The 12918-nt window shown below is 36.4% G+C and carries 10 protein-coding genes; 5 read left to right on the top strand and 5 right to left on the bottom strand.

The window, feature by feature from the left end; translation table 11 throughout:
* The first annotated feature begins 18 nt into the window (after positions 1-18).
* Complete coding sequence (locus tag B0A80_RS01370; protein WP_089076164.1) at positions 19-870, top strand: outer membrane beta-barrel protein; 852 nt, start codon at positions 19-21, stop codon at positions 868-870.
* A 94-nt stretch (positions 871-964) separates the two neighbouring features.
* Here the strand turns inward: B0A80_RS01370 and B0A80_RS01365 are convergent, their stop codons facing one another.
* A complete protein-coding gene (locus tag B0A80_RS01365; RefSeq protein WP_089076163.1) occupies positions 965-1450 on the bottom strand; it encodes a JAB domain-containing protein in 486 nt (161 codons plus the stop codon).
* A 424-nt stretch (positions 1451-1874) separates the two neighbouring features.
* Between B0A80_RS01365 and B0A80_RS01360 the strand changes: the two genes are divergently transcribed.
* The 4 genes from B0A80_RS01360 to B0A80_RS01345 all read left to right on the top strand — a co-directional run bounded on the left by B0A80_RS01360 (position 1875) and on the right by B0A80_RS01345 (position 8554).
* On the top strand, positions 1875-2792 hold the full coding sequence (locus tag B0A80_RS01360; protein WP_089076162.1) for a bestrophin family protein: 918 nt from the start codon (positions 1875-1877) through the stop codon (positions 2790-2792).
* A gap of 30 nt (positions 2793-2822) precedes the next feature.
* The gene (locus tag B0A80_RS01355) at positions 2823-3506 is read left to right on the top strand and encodes a response regulator transcription factor (RefSeq protein WP_070908347.1); all 684 of its coding nucleotides are present in this window, start codon (positions 2823-2825) and stop codon (positions 3504-3506) included.
* Positions 3507-3676: 170 nt separating this feature from the next.
* A complete protein-coding gene (locus B0A80_RS01350; RefSeq protein ID WP_233430682.1) occupies positions 3677-5044 on the top strand; it encodes a HAMP domain-containing sensor histidine kinase in 1368 nt (455 codons plus the stop codon).
* A gap of 294 nt (positions 5045-5338) precedes the next feature.
* Positions 5339-8554 (top strand): TonB-dependent receptor, encoded by a 3216-nt coding sequence (locus tag B0A80_RS01345; RefSeq protein ID WP_089076161.1) that lies wholly within the window; start codon positions 5339-5341, stop codon positions 8552-8554.
* Between the two features lie 429 nt (positions 8555-8983).
* On the opposite strand, the gene B0A80_RS01340 is transcribed toward B0A80_RS01345, so the two are convergent.
* From B0A80_RS01340 to B0A80_RS01325, 4 genes are read right to left on the bottom strand one after another with little or no spacing between them, the layout of a single operon-like run.
* Positions 8984-10417 (bottom strand): glycosyltransferase family 2 protein, encoded by a 1434-nt coding sequence (locus B0A80_RS01340; RefSeq protein ID WP_089076160.1) that lies wholly within the window; start codon positions 10415-10417, stop codon positions 8984-8986.
* A 12-nt stretch (positions 10418-10429) separates the two neighbouring features.
* Complete coding sequence (locus B0A80_RS01335) at positions 10430-11251, bottom strand: hypothetical protein (RefSeq protein ID WP_089076159.1); 822 nt, start codon at positions 11249-11251, stop codon at positions 10430-10432.
* A gap of 1 nt (position 11252) precedes the next feature.
* The gene (locus tag B0A80_RS01330; RefSeq protein ID WP_089076158.1) at positions 11253-12467 is read right to left on the bottom strand and encodes a YaiO family outer membrane beta-barrel protein; all 1215 of its coding nucleotides are present in this window, start codon (positions 12465-12467) and stop codon (positions 11253-11255) included.
* Positions 12467-12832 carry a response regulator transcription factor gene (locus tag B0A80_RS01325; protein ID WP_017495704.1) on the bottom strand — a complete coding sequence of 122 codons (366 nt, stop codon included), beginning with the start codon at positions 12830-12832 and terminating at the stop codon, positions 12467-12469. Before B0A80_RS01325 ends, B0A80_RS01330 begins: the two co-directional genes overlap by 1 nt.
* Positions 12833-12918 lie beyond the last annotated feature (86 nt).

Here is a 12918-nt window from a genome sequence, read left to right as displayed (position 1 = left end):
GGCTAATACAACTTTAAGATGAAAAAATATATCAGTACCTCTATAAAATCTATAGCTACAGTTACGGCGTTTTTAGCGATTTGCCTCCAGGGCTATAGTCAGGACAAAAAACAGGAAATATCGATCTCCGTCGCAGGACCCGGCTCCTTTCTAAAGTACAGTGGCGGTGGTACGATCGTACCCGGAAACGGAATTAGTGCAGGAATCAGATACTCCTATTATTTAAACGAAGGCTTAAGCATTGGAATTGGAGCTGAGTATCAATCCTACAATTCTGATGCAAAGTACGCTTCTTTTAGTGGACAATATGTTACTAAAGATGCCGAAAATGAAACCTTTCAGTTTAGATACAAAGCTACTAACTTCAGAGAAGAACAAAGCCTGAGTTACATAAATGTTCCAATTGCAATTCAATTTGAAACTAAGGGAACTACCCAATTGTATGTTGCTGCGGGTGCTAAAGTAGGATTTGCGATTAAAGGATGTTATCAGAGTACCTTTCAAAACCTTACTACAAGCGGTTACTATCCGCAATACAATGTAGAATTATTTAACCCTGCGTTTGCCGGTTTTGCAAGTACAAATGATGTAAAAACCAGCGAACAGGATTTAGATACTAAAGTGTCCTACTCTGCTACTTTTGAAACAGGTGTAAAACAAAAGATTGGAAACAGAACTTCATTCTATCTTGGTGCTTATATAGATTATGGTCTAAATAACATCTACAATAAAAATGGAGACAAAAGTCTGGTACAGTACAATCCGGAACTTCCTGTACAGCTACAATACAACAGCGTATTGGATTCTCCATCCGTACACAATGTCAGACTAGTTTCTTACGGACTTAAACTGAGATTTGCTTTACGTTAATTATCAAATAAAAAATATTAAATAACTACTTTTCCCGCTCGGGAAAAATTAAAAAAGTCGGTTTCTTGGGGGAAATCGGCTTTTTTTTTATGGATTAAAAACCATCTTCAAAAAAATTACCGTTATCCGCAAAAGAATAATAACCTTCCAAAGTAATAATTAAATGATCAACCAATTTAATATCTAAAAGAGCAACTGCTTCGTTAACTTTTTTTGTAAATAATCGATCAGCAATTGAAGGCAGCGTTTTACCCGAAGGATGATTATGAATCATAATAAAAGCAGATGCATTTGCCTTAATTACTGAAGCAAACAATAATTTAAGATCTACCGAAATTCCTGAGGTACCCCCCGAAGATACTTCGTAAACCCCTAGTACCTTATTTGAACGATTGAGCAAAAAAACTTTACACTGTTCGAAGAACTCAATTTTCCCCATGTCCCAAACTTTCAAAGCTAGTTCATAAGCTGTTTTAGAGGATGAAAGATAAGGTCGTTCCGAAACTCTTACTTTATTCTTATAAATCAATTCAATTTCGGAAGCAATTTTCCAATCTTGTTTTTCTTTCCTTGCTCTCATAGTTATTAATTAATACTATTATTAAACACATGCTTAAGAGACAGCCATTACGTAAATGAATATTGTAACCTGAATCTTTTTCCCAAAGCTGATTTTTTCAATAACAACATTTAGCAAAGAAAAGTAATTTCAAAAATTAAAGTGCGGTCGAAAGTACGCACTTTTAATATATTATTACATTTATTTTAGAATTGGTTTACCTTAAACAAGGCAGAATTACTCTCTTGTATTAGCTCTGAAAGAGCCAAAGCACCAACATAGTGCAACGCACTATGGAATAAATAAACCATCTATCAAAGCCCTGTAAGGGCGAAAGATCAAACTCCAATCTATACATCTCGTTTGATCCTTATATATTTCTATCATTTTTTGTTTGAGGGCGCACTTTTAATTACTTTTATGGTATTAAATCTAATCAGTGTCAATGATTATAAAGAAAAAGAATACCTGGTTTAAAATGCTCTTTGAATGGCGAGGCTCCGTTTTGCCACAGCTTCTCCCTAGACTTTTATTATTACTGCTGTTTTCCTTTGTCGTCGTTTATTTTAAACCCTGGCTCCTTCAATATAATCTGCACATCAATCCTGCTATTTTTACATTATTTGGAATTGCGCTGGCCATTTTCCTCGGTTTCAGAAACAGTGTGAGTTACGATCGTTTTTGGGAAGGGCGAAAACTTTGGGGTGCATTACTCAATGATACCCGATCTCTTGCCCGACAAAGCATCACTCTTGTTCCTGATAAAGAATACGAAGCTAAACGCGAAAAATTCACTAATTTGCTTATTGCATTTGTATACAGTCTCAAACATCAGCTTCGGGAAACCAATTCTGATCCCGATATGAGTCGATTACTACCCGAAGAGCTAGCCGACCAATTAAAAGAAACTCGCTATAAACCCATACTTATCTTAAGAGAATTGGGACTTTGGGTAAAAGACGCCAAAGCTGAAAATAAAATAGACAGTGTTACACAACTGGCTTTTGAAGAAAATCTAAATAAACTGTCTGATATTGTTGGCGGTTGTGAGCGAATTGCCGGTACACCTATCCCCTATACCTACAGTGTATTATTACACAGAACGGTTTATATTTATTGCTTTTTATTGTCTTTTGGTTTTGTCGAAACTATGGGTTGGGTCACACCGTTTATCATTGTTTTTATTGCCTATACTTTTGTAGCGTTGGAAGCCATTGCAGACGAACTCGAAAATCCATTTGGTTTACAGCCTAACGATCTTGCCCTTGATACAATGTCTGAAATGATCGAGAACACCTTGTTAGAATTAAACGATAAAAAAATAAATCCGGTAACGCACCATAACAATTACTTTATTACTTAAGAGGTATTACACCTCAATTATACTTCGAATATGAACAGAGTGTTATTAGTTGAAGACGATCCCAGAGTGGCATCATTTATCACAAGAGGATTAGAAGAACATTTGTATGAAGTTAAAACCATTGCCAAAGGTTTTGAAGCCATCAAAGAGGTCATGGAAAACGAGTACAATATCATTATTCTTGATATCATGCTTCCGGACATTACCGGCTTTGAAGTTTGCGAAGTTCTACGAAGCAGAAAAATTATAGTGCCCATACTTATTTTAAGTGCACTAGATACACCACAGGAAAAAGTAAAAGGTTTACAATCCGGAGCCGACGATTATCTCGCCAAACCCTTTTTGTTTGAAGAACTTTTGGCCCGAATTAATGCACAGCTTCGTCGTGCCGAATTCAGTACCGGAATTCTCGATTTTCAGTCCTATGCCGGAATCGAAATCAATATGAAAGAACAAAGTGCCACAAGAGATGGCAAAGAGCTCAACCTTTCGTCAAGAGAACTCAAACTCCTGATTTTCTTTATGAAAAATCGCGAAACTGCCTTATCAAGAGTTTCCATTGCACAAGCGGTCTGGAACATTGATTTTGACAGTACCTCCAATACTGTTGACGTGTATATTAATTATCTGCGAAATAAAATCGACAAGAATTTCCCTACTCCGCTCATTCATACGATAAAAGGAACCGGGTATATGTTGAAACAGAAGGGTTGAAAAGAGTAAAGAGTAAAGAACAAAGAGTAAAGAGTAAAGAATAAAAATCTGCTGAATCTGCTAACCCGAGCGATAGCGAACAGGCGAAGCAATCTGCGAGAGAAAAAACATCACTATGCAGTTTATTTTGAATGATGTCCCGAATGTATTAAAAACAGCCCTAAAGCGTTATGAATCTAAAAAAAAAATTAGCGGTAAATTCGACCCTGCTTTTTGCTTTTATCGTCGGATTACTCATGACCGGATCATTCCTGCTTTTCAGAAGTCATATGAAAGATCTTTACTATGACAATCTGGAAGATCATGCCCTGACCGCTGCTTTATTTTATTTTAAGAAAGATGAAATAAAAGAATTTACAAACGAACGTTATCATCAGATTGAAGTTCAGTACCACCGAATCAACAATGAATCCATTCGGGTTTACGATGCTAAAACCAAAAAATTGTACTTAAAAGATTCAATTGATATTGAGCTTAGCGACCATGAACTGAATACTATTGTAAAAAACAAAATTGAATCGTTTACCATAAAAAACAGGCAGTTTGTAGGTTTATTTTACAAAGACAATCAGGGCGATTTTATAATTGTAGTCTCTGGTATCAATCACACCGGAAACCGACAACTTGAGATTCTGGGTCTAATGTTTATCCTTTTTTACCTGGCAGGCATTCCTCTAAACTATCTTTTGGGAACATTTTTAGCCAAACAAACCTTCCGTCCATTTAAAGAAGTCATTGCAAAGGTAAATACCATCACCACCGAAAATCTGCATTCGAGATTAGAAGTACAGCAAGCTCAGGAAAAAGATGAAATTAAAGAACTTGTAACTACTTTCAATTATCTCTTAGAAAGGCTTGAAACCGGTGTGATGACGCAGAAAAATTTTCTAAAAAATGCCTCGCACGAACTCAAAACTCCCTTGACCATCATCATAGGTGATATTGACGTATCCCTGCAACAACCCAGAACCAACGAGCAATATGAAGAAATTTTAAAATCTCTTAAAAAAGACACGCTGCATTTAAAATCAACCTTAGATGGTCTTCTGGTACTATCGGGACTTCAGCTGTCTGAACCTCAGCAAATGGAAACCATAAGAATTGATGAAATACTATGGAATGTATTGGAGAAAAAAGCAATTGAATACCCCGAATCTAAAGTATCGGTAGATCTAAGCGCTTTGGCCGATCGCGAAAATTTACTTTCGGTTCATGCCAATAAACATATGCTTTTTATAGCCCTTTACAATATTTTAGACAATGCTATCAAGTTTTCATCTCCAAAACCGGTAAATGTTTTAACTTTCTCTGAGCACAATAAACTTTTAATACAAATTACAGATCAGGGTTCCGGGATTTCAGAACAGGACAAAGAATCTATTTTTGATCTTTTTTTCAGAAGTGATCATACCCGCCACATACAGGGACAAGGTTTAGGTCTCTTCATTACCATGCAGATACTTAAACTGCATCATATTCATGTTAGAGTAGATTCTGAAGTTGGAAAAGGTACTTCTGTCACCTTAATATTTCCATAATCTGATTCGTTTTTCTGCTGTTTTAGTAAGCCTTAATCCGGTCTGTTTTTGCAGTTGGTAACCTTTACTTAACACTCTAATCTTTCTCTAATCTACTTTAAACACAATTCTAATCTGTTTATTTTTAATCATTTACACAAATCATTGATTTTAAAGACCTAAAAGATTCTACAAACCTAACAGCTTGATAATTTTAAATTAACACTAACTATTTTTATCATTTTAAGTTAACAAAAGCGTTAAATCCGATCGGAGCAAACTGAGTTTCTTTGTCAAATAAAAACTCAAAAATCAATGACAAAACTAAAACTCATTTTTTCGGCTGTAATGCTCCTTGTTATGGGAAACATTTTTGCTCAGATTACCACCTCTTCATTATCTGCAAAAGTTAATGATGGTACAAGCCCGCTTACGGGTGCAGAAGTTACTTTAACTCATTTACCTACTAATGCAGTGTACAAAGCTGTAACTGACAAACAAGGTAGATTTAGTTTCGAAAATTTAAATGCCGGCGGACCTTACGAATTAGAAATTAAAAGTTCTGCTACTAAAGACTACTCTAATGCACAAATACACTTAGCACTTGGCGATAATGACCTTCCGGTGATAGTGGTTGGCAAAGCAGACAACAATGTGCTGGAAGAAGTTGTGATTACAAGTTCTAAACCCTCTTCCAAAAATAACGGAACGAATATTAATGAAAAACAGGTCAATGGTCTTCCGTTAATCAATCGCGGGATTCAGGATGTGACAAAATTAGTCCCTCAAAGTTCCAACAACTCTTTTGCCGGTACCAATTTCAGATACAACAACGTCACGATCGACGGTTCGATCAACAATGATGCGATCGGTTTTAGCCCGTCTTTAGGGGGACAATCAGGAACTTCAGGAATGCCCGGAAGCAGTACACGTTCCAATTCTATAAGTCTTGACGCTATACAGGATATTCAGGTTTATATCGCCCCTTACGATATTAAATTAGGTAACTTTTTAGGAGGAAGCGTTAATGCTGTTACCAGAAGTGGTACCAACAATGTTACGGGATCGATTTACAGTTACGGAAGAAACGCAGCTATTACAGGCCGTAACAATGCCGGTGACGGTTCTAAAATGCCAAATTCTTTTGGTGATTATCAAATTGGATTCCGATTGGGTTTACCGATCGTAAAAGATAAATTGTTCTTCTTTACGAATATGGAATATGCCGAAAGAACAGATCCTATATTTTACAATGCAGGACAAACCGATTCTAACGGAAAACTGACTTCATTGGTAGACAATACTACCGCACAGCAAATCTCAGACTTCGTAAAAACAAACTACGGATTTGATACCGGAACTTTCGGTGGGTACAATAACTTTGCAAAAAGTCAAAAATTCTTCAACAAATTAGACTGGAAAATTAACGAAAAACATTCGTTATCGTTGCGAAACAACACCGTAATCTCGCAAGCTTCCAACTTAGAGCGTGATGCAGCAAACTTCAGATTCTCCAGCATGGATTTTACGCAAAAAAACCAATCTATCAGTACCGTTTTAGAACTTAAAAGTCATTTTAACAGCCAGTGGTCTAACTCGTTCATTGCAAGTTACTCGGCTATCAAAGATTATCGCGATCCAAAATCAGCTAATATCATGTTTCCACAAACTGAAATTGGATATAACGGCGGAACCATCTTTTTAGGGAATGATCGTGAAGCAACAGTATTCAACATGAAACAAAATACTGCCGAAATCACAGATAACCTTACCTACAAAACCGGAAATCATACCTTATTGTTCGGTACACACAATGAGTTCTACGACATCAATTACGGATTCGTAAATGCCCTTAACGGAAGAGTATCCTACAAATCTCTGGCAGATTTCTACAACAAACTTCCTACCCGTGTTCGCGGAACCTATCCTTTCGACGGTTCTTCAAGAGATCAAATCTTTAACAATCCTTATGCACAGTTCAAAGTAAATCTTTACAGTGTTTATGTACAGGATGAAATTAGAATTGGCAACAAACTTAAAGTTACTCCCGGTGTGAGAATAGACTACACTGACTTGCCTAATAAACCAAAATTAAGCCCGCAAGTACAAAACTCTCCGGCGGATCCAAATTACGGTAACACTTACTCCTATACTCCGTTAAGCCAGATTAAAAATAACTTTTTCAGTACGGCATTAGTTTCTCCAAGAATTGGATTTACGTACAATGTAGACGAAGACAAAACACTTGTTATTCGCGGCGGATCCGGAGTATTCACAGGAAGAATTCCATTTGCATGGCTGGGATATGCTTACTACAATGATGGTGTAGGTTACGGAAGTTATGACAAAAATAACCTTACCCCGGCACAGGTTGCTACGGCTGGAGATCCTTTGGCAACCAACGGATTAAACGGATATCACGATGCAACGCCAAAAGTACAGGCCGATCTGGTGGATAACAAATTTAAAATGCCGGCAGTGTTGAGAAACTCCTTAGCAATCGATAAAATCATCAACGGTTATAAATTTACTACTGAAGGTATTTATACTAAAGTGATTCGTGACCTGGAATTCCAACAGGTGAATAAGACTGATAACCCGACTTATTTTTCTTATGATACCAATCATCAGATGCCCATTTATGCAGCCAATATAAATCCTGCTTTTTCAAATGCTTATTTATTATCAAACACCAACAAAGGATACCGATACAGTATTACGGAGATGATCTCAAAAACGTATGATTTTGGTCTTAACTTTATGGTGGCTTATACCTACGGAAATTCTAAAGATATTACTAACGGAATCCGTAACTCGATGGAAAGTAATTTTCAGATGAATCAGTCGTTAACACCAAATAATCCACAGTTAGCAACATCCAACTTCAACATCAAGCACAGAATTGTTTCAAATGTTGGATATGCTGTAAAAGTGGCCGATAACAATAGGTTCTCAGCAAATGTATATTTCAATGCTCAATCCGGAAATCCGTTTTCATGGGGATTTGTAAACTCCACTATTGCAGGAACAGGTCAGGCAGCAGGATTGGCTTATATCTTCAAGGATGCGGCAGAAGCAGCGAAATACATTGGAGTAAATGCAGCAGGAGTTCCGTCGGCTACAGCAGCTCAACAGGTAGCAGATTACGAAGCTTTTATTAATGGAAATGATTATTTGAAAAGCAGAAGAGGAAACTTCACAGAAAGAAACGGCGCTACTACCCCATGGAACATACAAGCTGACTTGAAACTAATGGATGAAATCAAAATTGTTAAAGCAGGTACTTTACAGCTTTCATTCAGCATAGCAAATGTCGGAAACCTGATTAATAAAGATTGGGGAAGAAGTTACTTTGTTCCGAACACCTACAATTCAACAGCAAATCTTGGGTTAACAAAATCAGGAAACTTAGGCGGAGTTGCTACTGGCGATCCAACTTATACCTTCCAGAAACCTTCGACATCACCTTATACTGTAGATCAGTTAGCCTCAAGATTCCAGGGACAATTTGGAGTGAGGTATACGTTCTAAAGATTGTGTTTTATTTTTTTATTATCCCCCAGTTTCAGTCCCTTTTGAAACTGGGGGATTTTTTTAAGAACCTGAACTTCATTACGAAGACAAATCTAATAGTCATAAATTTAAGCGAACCAAATTTTGCCTTTTTGTAGTGTTTTATTAATTGAGATTAGGCTTTACGCCCTTACAGGGCTTATAAGATCTTGTTTTTTATTCATAGCGCTCCGCACTATGTTATTGCTAGTGCTCTTTCAGAGCAAGGTTACGAATTTTTAATGATATTTTTCAAATCCTCATAAAAATAGGCTGAAAGTCTAAAAAAAATTAGCGTAGTGTATCGCACTACGAAATAAGTTAATCTCACGCATTACCCTGAAGGGGCAAAAGCAAATAATTCCAATAATCATTAAGCATCAGATCAAGAAAAATATACTCTATTCTCTATTCTTTTTTTGTAAAACCTTTTCGGGTCATTTCTCCCCAGCCTTTTGTACCTAAAATTTTTTCTTTATAACCTATCAAAGCAGCGTAAACCGCTAAAGGATGAAAATAAAAAGGTTCGATAAAAGCAGCCATCAAAAGTTTGAAAAAATCCGTTTGTTTGGGATATTTATGATACGTTCTTTCTTCGCTGTACAAAGCAATAACCGAAAAGAAAATGGCAAAAGCATACACAAACAATAACAGTAAAAGGAAAAAATGCCAATTGAGCAGTCCAAATGCAAAAAAAACAATGGTAATAAGAAGACCTGTAAATTCAATACCGGGAGCTAAAAATTCAAACAAAGTCCAGTATGGAATACTCAGCATTCCCAGCAATTTATATTTAGGATTTAAGAACATTTTTTTATGAAAACTTAAGGTTTCAATTGTTCCTCGCATCCAGCGGCTGCGTTGTTTTTTAAATATTTTGAAATCTTCCGGAGCTTCTGTCCAGCAAAGCGGGTCGGGAATGTATCGCACGGAATACGGCAATTTGTTTTCGAGCATATAACGGCGCATTCTTACGACCAGTTCCATGTCTTCCCCTACAGTTTTGGTACTGTAACCTCCGGACAGTAAAGCAATTTCTTTATCAAAAGCACCAAAAGCCCCGCTGATAAGCAACAAACCGTCTAATCTTCCCCAAGCCATTCTTCCTAAGAGAAAAGCTCTTAAATACTCTAAAACCTGTATTCTGGACAACATAACGTCCGGGACATTCACTTCAATCAAACGTCCGTTTTTAATAATACACTGATTTGCAATCCGAACGACGCCGCCCGTTGCAATAATACGCTGTTCGTTGGACTCTAAAAATGGTTTTGCCAGTTTAAGAAGCGAATCTTTGTCGAGAATACAATCCACGTCAATACAAACTACATATGGATTTTGTGCAATATTCAGTCCGGCATTAAGCGCATCAGCTTTGCCTCCATTTTCCTTATCCACAACAATCAGCTTTTTAAAAGCTGCATTTCTGGAAGTATAAAGTCCTCTGATTTTTTTTGTTTCAATCTGTTGATGAAAAGAAAGCTCTGTAAGAACAAGATCGTAAGTATGAATTAACAACTCCATCGAATTGTCTTTACTTCCGTCATTCACCACAATTACCTCATACTGATTATAGTTTAAGGAAAGTAGTGATTTTACATTTTCTTCAATAGTAAAACCTTCATTGTATGCAGGAGCAATTAAAGAAAGTTTAGGAGCCAATCCACTCGTTAAGAGTACATCATAATCTATAAAACTGTTTCTTTTTAAATAATCTCTTAATTCCTTTGCGGAGAGATAGGCCAATATAAGATAAGACGACATAATCAATATCGCATAAGCCAATATCAGAATTAAGTAAGTATGGACAAAAAATGCTATTTCTTGATTAAAAAAAGTCATTAGCTACGATTTTTAAACGGTTAATGCTAACACTACATGCTGAGCTCCATATTTCACTGATGTATTTGAAGTTCTTTCTGCTAATTGTTCTACAAAAATTAGCTTTTGTGTCAGTTTAAGTTCTTTAATAAGTTTTAAACCAAGTGTAACCACTGTAGTATTTTGCGATTCCAATAAAAGTTCGATACCTTTTGTATCTCCGATATCATGTTTTTTGAAGGCATGAATAATATTCACCTGAGCCCAGTCGTCAATAGGATTGGTATGTTCTGTAAGGTGTACAATACCTTTTGTTCCTGCCAGTTTAATACAGGCGTTTATAGCTGTAATCTGCAGTACTTTATTACGGGCATTTGAGAATGTTATTAGGGTATCAAAAGCGTCATAAACATTCATTTCTGCCAGTTCTGTGATTCCCTTACCTCTGACATCCCATTTTAAACTTTTCAGTTTTTTCAAAGAATCATTTATAAGTCCTGAATCTTGATAAAACTGTTCTAGCTTTTGTGCATAAACACCCTGGTAGTTTTTATGAAGATTGATAAGAGATTCTGTAATAACTTCTCTGAAAAACTTATTTTCAGCCATTAACGTATAATCATTATTCTTCAAGACGTCAGAAAAAGAAATATCTTCAAAAACGACAGAAAACAACAGTTTATCAATAAATGCATCATATCTTTCTCTACGTCTTTCTTCTTTAATTTTTCTATTACGGCTTTGAATAATTAAAAGGTAAAAGAATAACGAGGCCAATACAAAAAGACCTATTGAAAAGGTTAAAAATGGTTCAACCCATGTCCCTCTTTTATAAAATTCCCATAGATCTGTCATCTTAAAATCGTTTCGTGATAATTATCTGAGCGTTAAACCTGTTTCTGTATTCGTTTGGCAGATATTCTTCATATTCATACAGAAAAATTGGACGTACAAAAAATGAATTACCCAAACGGTGCTGATACTGCACTCCTGCTCTATATGCTTTTAAAGGCTGTACAAAATCGCTGTACAAATATAAATACGGCACATTTCCGTATTGAACTTCGAATCTTATGACACGTTCTTTTTCTTCATTAGTATGCTGAAAACTTAAAACATGAGAGAATAACGCATTTCCTGTATCATAATAAGGTCTGTAAGCAATTGTGTTTGCTCCGGTTTTATAAGAAATTTGTCCGGTAAGTAATGTCAAATCATCGGTTTCAAAATGCATGTATCTCGCTCCCAAAGCATAGTCGAATCTTTTTTGCGGTCTGAAATAATATTCGGCACCAAATTTTGCCACCGGAAATATAGTTTCTCCTGTCGAAACTCCTGCATTTACATACAGATAATCTTTTTTGGCAAAAGTCTGATAATAATCTGCCTCAAACAATGCCTGAGTATCGTTCCCGATATGCCCCATATTAGCACGTCCTACAAGAGCTGATTTACTGAATTTACGTGTATACTCAACATAGCCGTAATGCAATGGCGCCTGCCCCGGGTTTGAAGTCGAAATGTTTAAATAAGAAACCGAAACGGCATTTTTAGTCTTACGATCAATAAGTGTACGTAGCGCTTTAAAGGCCTGAGTACTATTTTCGTTTACGAATGCTTTTTCGATAATCTCCAGTGCTTCTTTGTCTCTGTCCAGTTTTTCAAGACAGGTCACTTTTATTTTTAAGACGTCAACATTCGTAGCATCAACTGCCAGATAACGATCGCAATAGAATATGCATTTCTCAAAATCTTCTGTCCAGTAATACACATTTGTAATGGCTAGCAGAGCATCCGGATTCGGGTTGACCCTGTCTGCCATTGGGGACAATGCTTGTATGGCTGTTTTATACTCTTTTTTCCAGCTGTAAATACGTCCTGAGAAAGTTTTTATATCTTCATTTTCAGGATATGTTTTAAGCAAAGGATCAATTAGTGATAGCGCTTTATCATAACGACCCTGCTCTGCTTCGCTCCTTGCACTTGTCAGAGTTTCATCGATATTCATTTCCTGTCCCGCAGCAGTAATCGAGACAAACAACAGGGCAGCCAGATAGTATACCCATCTCATTAAGCACGTACATTTAGTAATTTATTAATTCTTACCAAAAGTACGGCAGGGCTTATAGGTTTTGCAATAAACTCGTTTGCTCCGATGTCAAAAGAATCAAGCTCTGTTTGCTCAACCCCTGAAGAAGTAAGTATAATTACCGGAATATCTAAATTAAGAGTTTGCCTCACATACTGCGTAATTTCCATTCCGCTTATGCCGGGCATATTTATGTCTGTAAGGATCAGATCATAGCTATTGCTTTTAATAGCTCCGAGTGCGTCTTTACCATCAGAAAACTGGTCAACGTTATATCCTTTCGACTCTAAGAAAAATGATAATGATTTGCGTAGGATATCATTATCTTCAGCTAAAACTATTCTCATAGGTTCAAAATTTGTCTTTGGGGGGAATTGATAATTCTATATTCTAAAATTAAAAACTACTGTAAAGCTACGTGATATTTCGCTTT

The sequence above is a fragment of the Flavobacterium tructae genome, assembly GCF_002217475.1.
GTDB lineage: Bacteria > Bacteroidota > Bacteroidia > Flavobacteriales > Flavobacteriaceae > Flavobacterium > Flavobacterium tructae.
The sequence above is the reverse complement of the archived record's forward strand: the minus strand, read 5'-3'. Positions and strand labels throughout refer to the sequence as shown.